Origin of the sequence: Pedobacter sp. BAL39, from assembly GCF_000170795.1 — a bacterium.
In the GTDB taxonomy this organism is placed as follows: domain Bacteria; phylum Bacteroidota; class Bacteroidia; order Sphingobacteriales; family Sphingobacteriaceae; genus Pedobacter.
The window spans coordinates 49,258-64,527 of sequence record NZ_ABCM01000012.1 but is presented as its reverse complement, the minus strand read 5'-3'; the positions used below and the strand labels follow the sequence as shown (position 1 = coordinate 64,527).

The 15,270-nt window shown below is 45.0% G+C and carries 16 protein-coding genes; 13 read left to right on the top strand and 3 right to left on the bottom strand.

What is annotated here, in order from left to right; all coding sequences use genetic code 11:
• Positions 1 to 10: 10 nt before the first annotated feature.
• Complete coding sequence (locus PBAL39_RS15745) at positions 11 to 835, top strand: hypothetical protein (protein ID WP_039866797.1); 825 nt, start codon at positions 11 to 13, stop codon at positions 833 to 835.
• Here PBAL39_RS15745 and PBAL39_RS15740 read toward each other — a convergent pair.
• Complete coding sequence (locus PBAL39_RS15740) at positions 832 to 3,282, bottom strand: DUF5686 and carboxypeptidase regulatory-like domain-containing protein (RefSeq protein WP_008243246.1); 2,451 nt, start codon at positions 3,280 to 3,282, stop codon at positions 832 to 834. The two genes, PBAL39_RS15745 and PBAL39_RS15740, sit on opposite strands and share 4 nt — an antisense overlap.
• A gap of 140 nt (positions 3,283 to 3,422) precedes the next feature.
• On the opposite strand from PBAL39_RS15740, the gene kbl reads away from it, so the two are divergent.
• From kbl to PBAL39_RS15705, 7 genes are all read left to right on the top strand, one after another.
• A complete protein-coding gene (gene kbl, locus PBAL39_RS15735) occupies positions 3,423 to 4,610 on the top strand; it encodes a glycine C-acetyltransferase (protein WP_008243244.1) in 1,188 nt (395 codons plus the stop codon).
• Between the two features lie 108 nt (positions 4,611 to 4,718).
• Positions 4,719 to 5,756, top strand: coding sequence for a phenylalanine--tRNA ligase subunit alpha (gene pheS / locus PBAL39_RS15730; RefSeq protein ID WP_008243243.1), 1,038 nt, complete (start codon positions 4,719 to 4,721; stop codon positions 5,754 to 5,756).
• A gap of 2 nt (positions 5,757 to 5,758) precedes the next feature.
• Positions 5,759 to 6,178 carry a hypothetical protein gene (locus tag PBAL39_RS15725; protein ID WP_008243242.1) on the top strand — a complete coding sequence of 140 codons (420 nt, stop codon included), beginning with the start codon at positions 5,759 to 5,761 and terminating at the stop codon, positions 6,176 to 6,178.
• The gene (locus PBAL39_RS15720; protein ID WP_008243241.1) at positions 6,178 to 6,753 is read left to right on the top strand and encodes a TetR/AcrR family transcriptional regulator; all 576 of its coding nucleotides are present in this window, start codon (positions 6,178 to 6,180) and stop codon (positions 6,751 to 6,753) included. The genes PBAL39_RS15725 and PBAL39_RS15720 overlap by 1 nt, the downstream gene beginning before the upstream one ends.
• A 95-nt stretch (positions 6,754 to 6,848) precedes the next feature.
• Positions 6,849 to 6,959: a hypothetical protein gene (locus tag PBAL39_RS15715; protein ID WP_008243240.1), complete on the top strand. Its 111-nt coding sequence runs from the start codon at positions 6,849 to 6,851 to the stop codon at positions 6,957 to 6,959.
• A 123-nt stretch (positions 6,960 to 7,082) separates the two neighbouring features.
• A complete protein-coding gene (gene rlmD / locus PBAL39_RS15710) occupies positions 7,083 to 8,546 on the top strand; it encodes a 23S rRNA (uracil(1939)-C(5))-methyltransferase RlmD (RefSeq protein WP_008243239.1) in 1,464 nt (487 codons plus the stop codon).
• A gap of 29 nt (positions 8,547 to 8,575) precedes the next feature.
• Positions 8,576 to 8,980, top strand: a complete 405-nt coding sequence (locus tag PBAL39_RS15705) for a hypothetical protein (RefSeq protein ID WP_008243238.1) — start codon at positions 8,576 to 8,578, stop codon at positions 8,978 to 8,980.
• Positions 8,981 to 9,061: 81 nt separating this feature from the next.
• On the opposite strand, the gene PBAL39_RS15700 is transcribed toward PBAL39_RS15705, so the two are convergent.
• A complete protein-coding gene (locus PBAL39_RS15700; protein WP_008243237.1) occupies positions 9,062 to 9,778 on the bottom strand; it encodes a head GIN domain-containing protein in 717 nt (238 codons plus the stop codon).
• Positions 9,779 to 9,916: 138 nt separating this feature from the next.
• Between PBAL39_RS15700 and PBAL39_RS15695 the strand changes: the two genes are divergently transcribed.
• The 5 genes from PBAL39_RS15695 (at position 9,917) to hemH (ending at position 14,045) form a co-directional block, all read left to right on the top strand.
• Positions 9,917 to 10,426 (top strand): phosphoribosyltransferase family protein, encoded by a 510-nt coding sequence (locus tag PBAL39_RS15695; RefSeq protein WP_008243236.1) that lies wholly within the window; start codon positions 9,917 to 9,919, stop codon positions 10,424 to 10,426.
• Between the two features lie 38 nt (positions 10,427 to 10,464).
• The gene (locus PBAL39_RS15690) at positions 10,465 to 11,088 is read left to right on the top strand and encodes a 1-acyl-sn-glycerol-3-phosphate acyltransferase (RefSeq protein WP_008243235.1); all 624 of its coding nucleotides are present in this window, start codon (positions 10,465 to 10,467) and stop codon (positions 11,086 to 11,088) included.
• Positions 11,085 to 12,035, top strand: a complete 951-nt coding sequence (locus tag PBAL39_RS15685) for a hypothetical protein (protein WP_008243233.1) — start codon at positions 11,085 to 11,087, stop codon at positions 12,033 to 12,035. The genes PBAL39_RS15690 and PBAL39_RS15685 overlap by 4 nt, the downstream gene beginning before the upstream one ends.
• A 58-nt stretch (positions 12,036 to 12,093) precedes the next feature.
• On the top strand, positions 12,094 to 12,942 hold the full coding sequence (locus PBAL39_RS15680) for a 4-hydroxy-3-methylbut-2-enyl diphosphate reductase (protein WP_039866794.1): 849 nt from the start codon (positions 12,094 to 12,096) through the stop codon (positions 12,940 to 12,942).
• An 86-nt stretch (positions 12,943 to 13,028) separates the two neighbouring features.
• A complete protein-coding gene (gene hemH / locus PBAL39_RS15675; RefSeq protein WP_008243230.1) occupies positions 13,029 to 14,045 on the top strand; it encodes a ferrochelatase in 1,017 nt (338 codons plus the stop codon).
• Here hemH and PBAL39_RS15670 read toward each other — a convergent pair.
• Complete coding sequence (locus PBAL39_RS15670; RefSeq protein WP_008243227.1) at positions 14,042 to 15,253, bottom strand: 3-deoxy-D-manno-octulosonic acid transferase; 1,212 nt, start codon at positions 15,251 to 15,253, stop codon at positions 14,042 to 14,044. The two genes, hemH and PBAL39_RS15670, sit on opposite strands and share 4 nt — an antisense overlap.
• Between the last annotated feature and the right edge of the window lie 17 nt (positions 15,254 to 15,270).

The following is a 15,270-nucleotide window of genomic DNA, read 5'->3' as shown; positions in this document are numbered from 1 at the left end:
ATAATAAGTTATGAGAAGAAGGTATAATAATGTGGCATCTCCGATGCCGAGGTATTTGACTGATCAGGAGCAACAATATCCTTTAACGGTGCTGAATGTGTTTTTTGAGGAGTGTGAAATTGAGCAGTTCAGGCTTGATCTGAGGTTCTGGTTTGCGCTTTCATCCGGTGATCAGCAATACAGGGAAATGAAACAATTTGAACCATCGGGCATGGTAGATTTGCATCAGCAAATTACCCGTTTATTGGAAGCAGCTTACCTGATGCAATCAGATGAGGATGGTGGGGAAGATCTGCCCAGAACAATGTTCGCCTTTCTGACACTGTCGGAGTGGCAGGATGAGCTGGATATCCTGCTTTATTACAGTCTGAATGATACGCCTGTTGCAGCAGATTGCGATAACCACCACCTGTATTTCCCGATGTACGAGCTGCTGGATGAGCTGCTGGACTGGGCTGAAGAGATCCATGAAGATGAATTACAGCAGCAGGTTGCGGATGAGCTCCCTGAAGGAATAGTGATCTTCAATCGCAATGATGATTATTTTCCACCTGAACTCATTCTTGTTTTATATGAGTATGGAAAGGCGCAGGAAGGATCTCAAACCACAGTTGGGCTGTCTCCGGAATTGCACACAAAGGTCTTAAGCTATCTCCATGACTTTCCTCCCCTGGCAACGGTGAATGGCCTGAAGAAGATCTACCTGAATTACATGAAATTCCTGTTGAAACACGGCGATTTTCATAAAGACGATGATGGATCATTTGTAAGCCATATGGATCGTTTGTTCGAATTGCTACAGGCTGCCGGCCAGGAACTCAGATACCCGAACTAAAGTCCGTAAGTAAGTCTGATGCCGTGCTGCACGCGTTTGTTTCCATCATAGGCAAATCCATAAGTCGCCCGGAATATCAGTCGCTGTAGCCCAAAGTAAAATTCTGTGTAGTTCCTTTTGATCGGCTGGCTCAGGTAGTTGACGCCAGCGATCTCTTCTAGCCTGAACTTACGGAGCAGCGGGATTTTGTTGGTGATCAATCCGGAGAAGTTGTGTTCGAAATGCGCCTCAAAATATTCTTCGTCGGTACTGTTCAGGTAGAAATCAAGAAACAGGAATTTTCGTTGGTTGGGCTTGCTGAGCAGGGTTTTGTTGCCTCGGAAATGTTTGAACTCCGGGAAGTACACCGATGCATTGTTCAGAAACTTTCCTGCGCCCAGGATGATGGACGAATAACCCCACAGCCCGGTATTGATTCTTTCTTTATAGATCTCCAGGCCCAGCAGGTCGTAATCGACATCGCTGCCGAGTACACCGGAAATTCCTTTTTTGTAATAGAGGCTGATGCTTGGGTACTTTGATCCTTCATATATTTTACTGTCGGGCCGTGTGATGTACGTTTGCCCAATGGTGTAAGTAAGGGCTGCGTTGACGGTCAGTGCCTTGTAGGTTGGGAACAGCGGTGTTTCTGCTGATGGTGCAAATGGGTTGTTCGAGCTGAAGTTACGGTCGCCATAATCGAAGATTTTGTAGTCGGCGGTATTATTCAGATGGGTGTTTCTTGCATATTCCAGGAAGAGGCTTGTCTGCAGTCCATCTGCCAGCTCTCTGTTTGCGCCAGCGTTGACAAATTCTTTCTTGTAGAACTTTGCGAAATTCCGCTCAAAGAGAAGGGCATTTACGGCAATGCCCGGCAATGTCATTGTGCCATAATTGTTCAGGTCTACAATGTCAGATCCAAAGGAAGCGCTGACGCTGGCGCGTTTTACGGGATCATACCGGTAAACTCCAGACACGTGAGCCGTAAATAATTTGTTGGAGAAGCCATAACGTGCTTCTGGTTGTATCTGGAAGTAGCGGCCATAATCCAACCGTTTGGTGTAGGCGACACCATACTTTACTGCAAAGCCTTCAACAGTATTGTAAAATACGGATTGTGCGATGGGGTCGAAGGTTAGCGACTGTCGTTTGTAGCGGTTATTAATCGTGTAGCCATTCAGGAATAACTTTCCTAAGCCAAACTTGTTGTTGACTTTTTCCAGGGAGTCAAGGTAGCGTTTTGACTGTTTGAGTGTGGCCAGGCTGTCCTTCCGGATGTAGTCCAGGCGCTCTTCCGTTGTGAGGGGGATGGGCCTGTTGTTCAGCCAGAACAACGAATCTTTTTTATTCACCGCCTTGGTGACCTTCAGGATTTCCCCGTTAAAATGCCCTTTTGGGAAATCAGGATTGAGGTTGTATTGGCTGTATACAGCTACGTAATAGCCCTCATATTTAAAACCCAGTACATTGCCATTGAAACGAAAGTTCAATGCGGAAGGCATATACGTTTTTTCAACACCTAAAAACTGCTGCGAAATACGGAGGGTGTCAACGAAGTTGATGCCCGCATTTTTAATCAGGTAAACATCTGCATTGACCAGATGGTAGCTGTCCTCTTTTATGTAGATCACCCCCCTGAATACCGGATCATTTTCCCGTCGTGGGATCACCGCGATCTTGTTGAGCTGAATGCCGTTTTCATTACTTACACCAAGTAGTTTATATCGGTAGTAAAACATGGCGTTGTCCGCAATGGGAGATACAAATCCCCTGTTACTGACGGTGTTTTGCAGCAGGATGTTATCATAAAAATTGGCCAGCAGGTCGGAAGCCTTATTAAAACTGAAGGCGTTGTTCTGACCGGCAATTTTTGAAGAGATCATCTCTTCATGTATTTTGTCCGGACGCTCAACGGAAATATTGGAGGTCGATTCGGAAAGGTAAAGGATGCCTTTTCTGTTGGTGTCCAGCTCCAGTGTCTTTTGGATATCCCTTCCAAAGAACTTCTTTGGTGCACCGACAAGCTTCTGAAGCCCTTTTACATAAGCATGAGCAGTATAGGAGCCTACCTCATTGAGGTGTTCTTTTCTTCTTTTTATGGCCTGTCTGATGATTTCATAGGCCGGGTCTTCTGCGTTTCCATCAATGGTGACTGTCGAAAGGGTAACCGTTTCGGGAACGAGGGTGATGTTTTCTGTGGTGTTGCCGCTAATGGTGACCGTTTTTTCGACCGGTTTATAGCCAATTGCCTTATATATAATGCTGAAAGTGCCTTTTGAAATGGCCATGCTATAGATGCCGTCGACGTTAGCAGAGCTGCCCTGCGTAGTGTTCTTGATAAAAACAGAGGCAAATGGAATGGCTTCTCCTGCTGCATCTTTAATACTTCCTCTGAGCTGCATATCCTGGGCTAACAGTGTGCTTAAGCTGCTGAAAAGCAATAAAAGCGTCGCAAAAACTTTATTCATATGGTCGATTATGGCCTAAATATCGGTGATGTAAATTAATTTTTAACACAATTGTCATGTTAAAGTTTGGAATCGTGGTTTACAGGTTGTTCTGAAAGACGATATTTTCATAACTTTGGTTGCAACAAGCAGAAAATAGTATGTATAAAACATTAAAACCCGTTCTACAACAAGAACTGGAGCAAATAGAAAAAGACGGTTTATTTAAGCGCGAACGTGTGATTGTCACTCCTCAGGGTGCAGACATCAAAGTAAGTACTGGTCAGGAAGTGATCAACTTCTGTGCAAACAACTATTTGGGTTTGTCGGCAGATGCCCGTGTGACTGAGGCTGCTAAACAGGCGATTGACAAATATGGCTATGGCATGTCTTCGGTACGGTTTATCTGCGGAACCCAGGATGTACATAAAGAGCTGGAGGAAAAACTAAGCAGGTTCCTCGGTACCGAAGATACCATCTTATATGCTGCAGCTTTTGATGCAAACGGGGGTGTTTTCGAACCGCTGTTTAATGACCAGGATGCGATTATTTCAGACGAGCTCAACCACGCTTCAATTATTGACGGCGTGCGCTTGTGTAAAGCGAAACGTTTCCGCTATAAAAATGCAGATATGGCCGACCTGGAGCAGCAACTGATTGCCGCCAAAGATGCGAGACACCGTATTATTGTAACTGATGGTGCCTTTTCAATGGATGGTGTCATTGCTCCACTTGATCAGATTTGTGACCTTGCTGATAAATATGAGGCACTGGTGATGATTGACGAGTCACACTGTACTGGCTTTATTGGCAAAACCGGCCGCGGTACACATGAACATTTTAATGTGATGGATCGCGTGGATATCATTACCGGCACGTTGGGTAAAGCCCTGGGGGGTGCTTCCGGTGGTTTTACTGCTGGTAAGAAAGAAATTATAGACATGCTGCGTCAACGCTCAAGGCCTTACCTGTTCTCCAATACGCTGGCGCCTGCCATTGCCGGTGCTTCCGTTGCGGTACTGGATATGCTGAGTGAGACCACCGACCTGAGGGATAAACTGGAACGCAATACCATGTATTTCCGGGAGAAAATGACGGCAGCAGGATTTGATATTAAACCGGGGGTACACCCAATCGTTCCGGTGATGTTGTATGAGGCCAAACTGGCGCAGGAATTTGCGGCTAAAATGCTGGAGGAAGGCATTTATGTGATTGGTTTCTATTATCCTGTAGTGGGACAGGGCAAGGCACGTATCCGCGTGCAGTTGTCGGCAGCCCACGAACAGCATCACCTTGATAAAGCCATCGCCGCCTTTACCAAAGTTGGTAAGGCCCTTGGTGTGATCTAGTATTTTCTTTTTCGCCGGGTCTATTTTCCTATCGGAGATTGCTCCCAAGTTGATTTTTGGACCCGGCGATTATAAATATATTGTATAATTAGCTGTATATTTGGCCTCATGTTACAAGATAAGATAACACAGTATACCGCAGAAATAAATGCGTTTTCTACCAGCAACGCAGACGAATTAGAACAATTCCGTATTAAATTCCTTGGTACCAAAGGAATAATCAAAGATATATTTGATGAGTTTAAGGCTGTTTCACCAGAGGAGAAAAGAACACTGGGGAAAGTTTTAAATGAATTTAAACAACTGGCAGAAGCCAGGTACCAGTCGCTCAAAGAAGAAACGGAGGTTGCCGTATCTTCAAAAGATAGTGGCCTGGACCTTACGCTGCCAGGTGAAGGTTTTGATGTGGGCTCACGTCATCCTCTGGCCCTTGTAAGAAGGGAAATCATCGAGATTTTTAGTAAGCTTGGTTTTGTGGTTGCCGAAGGCCCCGAAATTGAGGACGACTGGCACAATTTCTCTGCCCTGAACTTCCCTGAAGAGCACCCTGCGCGCGACATGCAGGATACGTTCTTCATTAAAAAAGGGGGCGAAAAGGGTGACATCGCCCTGCGTACCCATACTTCATCTGTGCAGGTACGCATGATGGAGCATGGCAAGCCGCCTTTCCGGGCGATCATGCCGGGACGTGTATACCGCAATGAAGCGATCTCCGCCAGGGCACACTGTTTCTTCCACCAGATCGAAGGGTTATATGTGGATGAAAATGTTTCTTTTGCAGACCTCAAGCAAACGTTGTTCTACTTTGTGCAGGAACTATATGGAGAGGGTACTAAAGTAAGGTTCCGCCCATCTTATTTTCCTTTTACGGAGCCATCGGCGGAAATGGACATCTCCTGTACGATCTGTAAAGGTGCCGGCTGCCCTATGTGCAAGTACAGCGGTTGGGTGGAAATCCTGGGCTGTGGTATGGTTGATCCGAACGTTCTGGAAAACTGCGGCATAGACTCAAAAAAATATAGCGGTTTTGCATTCGGGATGGGCATCGAAAGGATTGCCAACCTTAAATATGAAATTAAGGACCTGCGTTTCTTCTCTGAGAACGATGCGCGCTTCCTGAAACAATATAAAACTTCCCTGATCTAATAATGATGATCAGGAAGGTTTTAACGGCTTTTTTATTGGTGCTTCTGATTTCCGCCTGCGGAAAGGAAAGAAACAACATTCCCAATATTGCGGTTAATTATAGTGCACTTTTAACGACCCCTGCTTTGCTTAAATTGAATAGTCCGGGGGGAGCGGTCATCATTTCAGGCCATGGCGTGGCCGGCTTGATCATTTACAGGACCTTAAGTGGGAACTATGTTGCGTACGACCGTTGCAGCACTGTGAATCCCGAAAAGGTATGTCCGCTGGACCTGGATGATCCAACGTTTACGGTTACGGATAAATGCTCAGGTGGAAAGTTTTCCCTCGAGGATGGAAGTCCGGTGAAGGCACCTGCAGAATTGTCGCTCAAGAAATATACGGTGATCACCACCAATAATACAATACAGGTAAGGAACTGATGGAACCAGAGAAGATAAAAGAAAGTATAATCAGGGCTGCTAAGGAGTTGTTCAGGAAGTATGGCTATCATAAGACAAGTGTCAATGAGATCGCCAGAAAAGCGCGTATTGCCAAGGCGACGATATATAAGTATTTTGAAAGTAAGGAGCAGGTGCTGGATGCCATTTTGATGGACTACCTGGACCTCAACCTGAAAGAAATTCTCCGCAACAAAGCGCAGTTTTCCAATGAAGAAGAGCATCTGAAGGCCTTGGTGATGAAAACCTGCCGCCTCACCTTTACCGTTTGCAATGAATTTATCGGATGGGACTTTGTCCGGGAGAATGCGAATTCCCAGGAATTTTTAAAACACCTGTCTGATCAGCTGGAATCATTGCTGCTCTCTGCGTATCTGGAGCTCGATCATTTCAAAAATAACCCCTCACGTAAAGAAGGGCTGGCGTTTCTCCTGAAAGCAAGTAAGAGCATTGTGTTTTCCTTCGCCTTCACGTCCGTAAGCGATGCCGATGTCCGCAAGAACTTTGTCAGCTTCCAGAAGGAGCTGTTGCCTTTTCTGGTGAAGGCCGCATTGTAATTTCTTTTTAATTATTTCATAGGATATTAACGTATACCGTTTTGGTATATGGTATATAAATGGCTATATTGTGCATTATGCAATCGTAAATAGTCATGAGTAAAGAGATTTTAGAAATTACTATTCTGGTTGATGAAAAGTTTGACGTGGACTTTAACATGGTCAATGGTCTTCTGGGCTTTATCCTGAATATCTTTGGCAAGTAAACACCTCAACTGATTGTTCTCCCTTTGGCTTGATGTTCATCATGCCCTGGAAGCCTCATGCATTTATTCCCCTCCCAAAAACAATTATATAACGTCTGAAAAAAACATTATTTTTGCGAAATAATGAGTAGAAACAGAAAATCCGGAACGGTAACCATTATCCCAAATTTAAGCATCATTGACATTGCCGAAGAGGGCAAGGGCGTAGGTAAAGCAGATGAACTGGTTGTCTTTGTTGATAAAGCAGTGCCTGGTGACGTCGTGGATGTTCGCCTGGTAAAGAAGAAAAAGAATTTTGCAGAAGCAGTCATTGAGAACCTGCAAAAGGGTTCAGAGCTGAGAACGGATCCGTTCTGTCAGCATTTTGGTACTTGTGGTGGCTGCAAATGGCAACATATGGGCTATGATGCACAGCTGCAGTTTAAACATAAAAATGTTGAAGCGGCGCTACAGCGACTTGCAAAAATTGATACCTCTGCAATGGAACCGATCCTTGGTTCTGCTGAAAATAAATATTATCGCAATAAACTGGAATATACGTTTTCCAATAAACGCTGGCTGAATAAAACAGATATGGCTACACCAGAAGACGGAGATGTCGCGCTGGAAATGAATGCCCTGGGCTTTCATGTGCCGCTGCGCTTTGATAAAATCCTTGACATTGACCATTGTTACCTGCAGGCAGATCCTTCCAATAACCTGAGAAATCAGGTGCGTGCCTATGCACTGGAGCATGGATTGACCTTCTACGACCTGCGTAACCATGAAGGTAACCTGCGCAACCTCATCATCCGTACTTCTTCAACAGGAGAGGTCATGGTGGTGGTGGTTTTTGCTTATGTTGAGCAGGAACAGATCGATGGGCTGATGGGGTATCTGAAGTCTAACTTCCCGGAGATCACTTCCCTTCTATATATCCTCAACCAGAAAAAAAATGACACCATCTTTGATCAGGAGGTGTTGACTTATGCCGGCAGGGACCACATCTTTGAAGAGATGAATGGCCTGAAGTTTAAGATTGGTGCCAAGTCCTTCTATCAGACGAATTCCAATCAGGCACATGAGCTTTACAAGATCACGAAAGAGTTTGCCGGTTTCTCTGGCGACGAGCTGGTGTACGACTTATATACCGGCGCTGGGACCATTGCAAACTTTGTGGCGCGCAGCGTAAAACAGGTGGTGGGTGTAGAATATGTCCCTACCGCTATTGAAGATGCAAAGTTCAATTCTAAACTGAATGGAATTGAAAATACCATCTTCTACGCCGGAGATATGAAAGACATCCTCACGCGCGACTTTATCGCCGAACATGGTAAGCCAGATGTGGTGATCACCGACCCGCCAAGGGCAGGGATGCATGCCGATGTCGTAGAACGCCTGCTTGAGATGGAAGCCGAAAAGATCGTCTACGTCAGTTGTAATGCCGCCACACAGGCACGCGACCTGGCATTGTTAAAAGAAAAATATGAAGTAACGCGCATTAAACCGGTGGATATGTTCCCACATACCCAGCATGTCGAGAATGTGGTGTTGCTTACCTTCAGAGGTGCACCTGAGCTTAGTGAGGCACCTGAGGCTACAGTTTAATCAGTCATCATTTAATTGTATATCATCGTATGAATATAGAAGAATTGATGCCCCAGCAGCCGGAAGGCGGGGCAGAGGAGCAAAAGAAACAAAGTCCTTTGGTGAGTCTTGAGAAGGATCTTGAGTTATATGCGGACTCGCTGAAAGAGGTTGCTGTCGAGGTGATGATGGAAGGGATTACAAGCTACCCTATATTTGTCGCTCATCAGCATACCGTGAGCATTGGTGAGGTCATCCTTGACCGGAAAGAGCTGAATACAGAATGGACCATTCAGGCTTCCACATTCGAAGAGTTTGTGGAGAAAGGAATCATCAGCCCGGAAAAAAAGACCCTTTTCATGAAAAGTTATAAGAAACCGGAAGACTTCATGTGCATTTTTGTGATTGTGCCGGAAGGTGCAAATTTCATTTACTATCCTTACAAAAAAGGATAAACTCCAACAGTCGTTTTTAAATGCAAAACAGCCTGCTGAATCCAACTCAGCAGGCTGTTTTGTCGTATATAGGGTCTGGCTTTAGTTGGCTTTGCGCACATCTCCGCTTTTAGAGGATGATGTTTTGTTCAGCGCTGCATCTCCCTTGTAAGTGATGTCGCTTCCACCACTTGCACTTGCCTCCAGGGCTTTATTGACATAAACATTGGCATCAGATCCTCCGCTTGAACTGACCTTTGCATAGTCCGTAATCAGATCAAAGGCATGCACGTCACTGCCGCCGCTGGAATTGACAGCCATATTTGTTGCTGTTCCCTTTAATTTTGCATCCGCACCGCCGCTGATGCTCAGCTGAAGGTCTTTTACCGCCAGATCAAGCTTTACATCTGCCCCACCTGAAGCATGTACCGTAAGTCGCGGCGACTTCAACGTATTCTCGGTAAATACGTCACTGCCTCCACTGGCATTGATGACTTCCATATTTTTATAGTTGATGTATATCTTTGTGCCCTGCCCTTTAAGCAGTCTGTTCATTCCGTTGCTGTTTTTATACCGGATGACCAGCCCCCTGCCTGATTTTTCAATCAACACATTTTTGAGCACTTCTTCATTCGCACTGATGCGGATGTTTTCTGAATTACTTTGGGTAAGGTAAACATCGATGCCGCTGGAAACACTGACTTCGTTAAAGTTGGTCAATGCTACATTTTTGCTGGACTGCGCTTTTGTAAGCGTCGGGTGTATGGTAAAGGCCAATAGCAGCGCTGCCAGGGGTTTGAAAAGTTGTATGTTTTTCATGTTCGAGGGTCTGGTTAGGGTTTGTAAATTAGACGCATGTTCTTTTAAAACGTTGCAGAAAGCGCAAATTATTTTTTAAATATTTGAATATGCCCCTTAAAATCGTTCTTTTTGTAGGATAAAATAAGGCATTGACAAATGGCAGAATCGCAGTTACTCATTCTTGATAAAAAGCAGATACAGCAAAAGATAAATAGAATCGCCTACCAGATACTGGAAGACAATCTCGATGAAAAGGAAATTGTACTCGCCGGCATATGGGACCGTGGTTATAAGATCGGGTTACGCCTGAAAAAGGTGTTGTCTAAAATATCCGACCTGAAAATTATCATGCTCAAGATTGATCTGGACCGGCTCAACAGTAAACTGGTGGCACAAACTGACCTCGATGAGAGCCAATGGAAGAACAAAGTCATCATCCTTGTCGACGATGTTTTGAATAGTGGCAAAACGTTGGCCTATGGACTTGGTGTGTTTCTGAATACCCCACATAAGAAAATCAGAACCGTCGTACTTGTTGACCGAAGCCATAAAATATTTCCGATCGCTACAGATTTTGTAGGGTTGCAGATGGCTACGGTACTTAAGGAACATGTGGATGTCGTAATCGACGTGGAGGGAGAAGAAGATCGCGTTTATTTGAGTTAGTCTTTGCATTTTATGCTTATTTTTCCCATTTTAGGGGGATGTACAGGTCCCGAAAAAGCCCTATCATCTTTCAGTTCTTTTCCTGGTATATCGCTTATATCATCAAAAAGGACTTTGCCAGTTATACCTATAACCGGCTTCAGCTTAAAGAAGATGAGGCCATACTTTTGCTGTCAAACCATTCGGGCTGGTGGGATGGATTCCTGATGTTCCAGCTGAATAAAGTAGTTTTCAAAAGACAATTTCATGTGCTTGTGACGGATGAGGTCTACCATAAACAATGGTACCTGAAGTATCTCGGAGCCTTTGCTGCTGAAAACAGGGGGAAGGATGTTGTGGATACACTGACTTACGCCGGGCAGCTGCTCGATGATCCCCGCAACTTACTCCTTATTTTTCCTCAGGGAAAGTTGTACACCAGTTATGTCAATACGATTTCTTTTGAGAAAGGGGTGATGCAGCTGATCAATGCTTCCAGGAAGAAGTTTCAGATTGTCTTTTCGGCCACACTGACGGATTATTTTGATAAACGCAGGCCTGCTGCGAGAAGTTACCTGGATCAATGGGAGGCGGAGGAATACGTGAGCCTTCAGCTGCTCAAAAGGGAGTTCAACAAACATTACAGTCAGTCGATTGGTCAACAAAGTAAGGCTGCATCATGAATATTTTTATTTATGCTGTCCTGGTTTTTCTAACACTGCGTTTTTCCGTCACCCTGTTCAATTTTATCTCCAATCCTAAACTTGGTGATTACCGACGCAAGTTTTCAGAAAAAGTAACCATTGTTATTCGGATCCATCCTGATCAGGAGGCGGTCCAACTGCTGGACTCCATCAGCAAACAGGATTACGAACATCTGGAAGTTGTCATGTCTGATGAACTGCCGGATGTCTCCGATAGCAGTTATGTATTGGTGCTCGATCCCAATACCTCCATTCAGAATGGTCTCATCAACAGTCTGGTATATAGGGCTAGGATCTTTAACCTTTCTATGCTGAGCATTATCCCAACGCAGCAGAATAAGGGCTTTTTACCCGATTGCCTCTTCCCCGTCGCTGATTTTGTCTTGCTGAACCTGTTCCCCCTGAGGGCCGTCCGCCTGATCAATCATCCAATATTTTCTGCCGCTCATGAGTCCTGTCTGTTTTTTGAAGCGGGAGTATACCGTAAGCTTAAGCTGCATCAGCAAGTCACAGACTCTGCAATTGCGGTTACCGATGTGGTAAAAGCACTGAAGCAGGAGCAACTGAAAGTGGATGTGCTTTTGGGAAACAGGCTGGTTAATATTCAGCATCGTGCGGATGCTGCCGAGTTTGGGCTGTTCTCCAAAAGATTGATGCTCAGCTTCAGCAATTATGCGTTTGTGGCACTGATATATGTATTGCTGGTTGTTGCCGGCCCAGCGCTATTGCTGCTGCGCTTCGCCCCTGTGTTCTACATCCTGCCCTTTGGTCTGATCTTTCTTTCGAGGATCATGATCTCTTTCATGACCGCACAAAATCCAGTGCTGAGCCTGATCCTTCACCCTCTTCAGATGATAGGGCTAACATTCACCGTGCTTAGTGCTTTTTTTAAAGGTCTATTTACCGCTGGAAGACAGAAGAAATAGTATATGAAACTCTTTTTATGTAATTTTGTTCCATCATTGGTATCCATATAATTGATTTATGAAGTACGATTTGGCCGTAACGATAGATAAGGCATCAGGGTTTTGTTTTGGGGTAGTGTACGCGATAGACATGGCTGAGGACATCCTTGATCATGAAGAATACCTGTATTGTCTTGGTGATATTGTACACAATGATGAGGAGGTCAGCAGGCTTAAGGCCAAAGGTTTGAGGATTATTGACCATGATCAACTGCATGAGCTTCGCAATGAAAAGGTTCTGATACGTGCACACGGCGAAGCACCCAGCACCTATCAGCTTGCACTGGAAAATGGCCTGACATTAATAGACGCCTCCTGCCCTGTAGTCTTAAAACTTCAGAATAGAATCAAAAATTCCCATGACGATGAAGAACAGATCCTGATCTTTGGTAAACACGGCCACGCGGAAGTGATTGGCCTTCAGGGACAGACCGATGGGAAGGCTATTGTTTTTCAGGATCTAGCTGAGCTTGATCAGGTGGAACTGCCCTCGAAGTTTACACTGTATAGCCAGACCACAAAGAGTACAGATAAATTTTATCACATCAAAGACCAGCTCATCGGCAGGGGATATGACGTGAAGGCCAATGATACCATCTGCCGCCAGGTATCCAACAGGTATGGGGACCTGGAGAAGTTCGTGGTAAACTTTGATAAAATCCTCTTTGTTTCGGGCAAGAAGTCATCCAACGGAAAAGTACTGTATGATGTCTGTAAGAAGCATAACGACCATTCCTACTTTATATCCAACCTGGAAGAGATTGAGCTGGACTGGCTTGCTCCCGGTGATCGCGTGGGCATCTGCGGCGCTACTTCAACGCCAATGTGGTTGATGGAGCAGGTAAAGGCAAAGCTGGAATCGTATTAAAATCATCATCATTAAAAAGTAATTATTGTTTTTCCGTTCGGACAAGCGGGGTTATAATATTTTGAATCGTTATTTTTGCGCAAATTATGGGAAAAAAGGGCATATTACTTGTGAATTTAGGAACTCCGGATAGCCCGGAGGTGAGTGACGTACGCAGATATCTGGATGAGTTTCTGATGGATGAGCGGGTAATTGACATTAATGCTTTCAAGAGGACCTTACTGGTGAAAGGCATCATCGTTCCATTCCGTAGTCCTAAGACTTCCAAATTATATAAAGAGATATGGGATGAGAACGGTTCTCCACTATTGTATTTCAGCAAGATTCAGGCGTCTATGGTGCAGGAAGGGCTTGGTGACGACTACCATGTGGAACTTGCAATGCGCTACCAGAACCCTTCTATACCGGCGGCGCTGGATAAGCTAAAGGCCGGAATGGTGGAAAGCATCCAGGTGATCCCTTTGTTTCCCCAATATGCTTCTGCAAGTACGGGCTCTGTGATCCAAAAGGTGATGGAGATTGTCAGCACCTGGCCAACAGTGCCACCCATCAGCTTTGTGAACTCTTTCCATGATGACCCGCTGATGATAAATACCTTTGCAGAGCACGCTGAAAAGTATCAACCTGAAAGCTACGATCAGATCCTGTTCAGCTTCCATGGTCTTCCTGAGCGTCAGCTGATTAAGTGTGACCATAGCGGTCAGCATTGCCTGAAGAAAAATGATTGCTGTGCCACGCTTACTGATGTCAATAAGTTCTGTTATTCTGCTCAATGTCATGATACCGCCCGACTGATTGCGAAACGTCTGAACATTCCCAAAGATAAATATTCCGTATGCTTCCAGTCAAGGTTAGGGAAAGAACCGTGGGTACAGCCCTATACCAGTTCCGTGTTAAAAGAGCTGGCTGAAAAAGGTAAAAAGAAACTCCTCGTTTTTTGTCCTGCTTTTGTGGCGGACTGTCTGGAAACGCTTTATGAAGTCAGCGTGGAATACCATGAGGAATTCAGGGCGCTTGGAGGTGAAGAAGTACAGCTGGTATCCAGCCTGAATGATGATCCAAAGTTTATCGAAGCCTTGATCGGTATGATCAGGAAGAATTAAAACTTTTTTTCCATATAGCTGACAATTTGGGCGGTGGAGCCTACTTTGCCAGACACATAGGTTTTGGCAAGGTTGCCTGCGTCTTCATGCCTGCGGAAATGCTCAAATGCCATTTGCAACTCTTCAGCATTGTCGATGCTGATGGCTGCACCCAGTTCAATCATGTCTTTGGCTTCCTGAAACTTATGATATACGGGGCCAAAGATTACCGGAATGCCGAAGGCTGCCGCTTCCAGCGTATTGTGGATGCTCACACCAAAGCCACCTCCGATATATGACATCTTCCCGTACTGATATAAAGAAGACAGCAGTCCAATGTTGTTGATGATCAGTACCTGTGCATCTAACTGATGCATGGCATCTGAATACCTGATGGCACCGGGCAGTAAAACTTCTATTTCCTGAATATGCGCCTCATTGATCTCATGAGGAGCGATGATGAACTTCCAGTCGGGGTGTGCCTTGATCAAAACGGCAATAAGTTTTTCATCTGCGGGCCATGTGCTGCCGGCAATAAATACCGGCTTTCCCTGAGTAAACTGTGCGGCGACACTGATCTCCTTGGGCGCACTCGCATTTTCGGCCACACGGTCAAAACGTGTATCCCCGCTCAGGCTCACCTTGTCAATTCCCATCGATTCCAGTAGCGCTACGCTTTCCGTATTTTGCACAAAAAAGTGATCGACCAGCTTGAGTATTCTGCGGTTGAAGCCACCGTACCATTTAAAGAAAACCTGCTCCGGTCTGAAAATTCCGGAGATGATATATAAAGGGATATGTTGCTCATTGAGGGCCTTAAAATAATGATACCAGTATTCGTATTTTGTGAAGACCGCAATCTCCGGGTTGATGGCAGCGATCAGTTTTTTTGCGTTGCTATGGCTGTCCAGCGGAAGGTAAAAGATGCCTGCCGCCAATGGGTAGTTTTTGCGGATCTCGTAACCCGAAGGCGAGAAAAAGGTGACGACAATTGGTTTTTCAGGATGTCGTGCCTTGAGCTGCTCCATCACAGGTCTTCCTTGCTCAAACTCGCCTAAAGATGCAAAGTGAAACCAGAGGTGCCGTTGCTCAGGATCGATGACGGTGCTTATTTTTTTAAAGATATCTTTCCGTCCGTTGATAAAAAATGCAGCTTTCTCATTAAATAGGGCAAAAATCCTCACCAATATCCCGTAAAATCCAATCCCTATGTTATAAAGCCAAAGCATTTTGTATGTTTATTTAT

Coding starts and splice junctions, on each gene's coding strand:
- PBAL39_RS15715 (WP_008243240.1), top strand. CDS start 6,849: ATGAGTAAAGAGATTTTAGAAATTACTATTCTGGTTGATGAAAAGTTT.
- PBAL39_RS15720 (WP_008243241.1), top strand. CDS start 6,178: ATGGAACCAGAGAAGATAAAAGAAAGTATAATCAGGGCTGCTAAGGAG.
- pheS (WP_008243243.1), top strand. CDS start 4,719: ATGTTACAAGATAAGATAACACAGTATACCGCAGAAATAAATGCGTTT.
- PBAL39_RS15725 (WP_008243242.1), top strand. CDS start 5,759: ATGATGATCAGGAAGGTTTTAACGGCTTTTTTATTGGTGCTTCTGATT.
- PBAL39_RS15705 (WP_008243238.1), top strand. CDS start 8,576: ATGAATATAGAAGAATTGATGCCCCAGCAGCCGGAAGGCGGGGCAGAG.
- PBAL39_RS15695 (WP_008243236.1), top strand. CDS start 9,917: ATGGCAGAATCGCAGTTACTCATTCTTGATAAAAAGCAGATACAGCAA.
- PBAL39_RS15700 (WP_008243237.1), bottom strand. CDS start 9,778: ATGAAAAACATACAACTTTTCAAACCCCTGGCAGCGCTGCTATTGGCC.
- PBAL39_RS15680 (WP_039866794.1), top strand. CDS start 12,094: ATGAAGTACGATTTGGCCGTAACGATAGATAAGGCATCAGGGTTTTGT.
- PBAL39_RS15690 (WP_008243235.1), top strand. CDS start 10,465: ATGTACAGGTCCCGAAAAAGCCCTATCATCTTTCAGTTCTTTTCCTGG.
- kbl (WP_008243244.1), top strand. CDS start 3,423: ATGTATAAAACATTAAAACCCGTTCTACAACAAGAACTGGAGCAAATA.
- rlmD (WP_008243239.1), top strand. CDS start 7,083: ATGAGTAGAAACAGAAAATCCGGAACGGTAACCATTATCCCAAATTTA.
- PBAL39_RS15740 (WP_008243246.1), bottom strand. CDS start 3,282: ATGAATAAAGTTTTTGCGACGCTTTTATTGCTTTTCAGCAGCTTAAGC.
- PBAL39_RS15670 (WP_008243227.1), bottom strand. CDS start 15,253: ATGCTTTGGCTTTATAACATAGGGATTGGATTTTACGGGATATTGGTG.
- hemH (WP_008243230.1), top strand. CDS start 13,029: ATGGGAAAAAAGGGCATATTACTTGTGAATTTAGGAACTCCGGATAGC.
- PBAL39_RS15685 (WP_008243233.1), top strand. CDS start 11,085: ATGAATATTTTTATTTATGCTGTCCTGGTTTTTCTAACACTGCGTTTT.
- PBAL39_RS15745 (WP_039866797.1), top strand. CDS start 11: ATGAGAAGAAGGTATAATAATGTGGCATCTCCGATGCCGAGGTATTTG.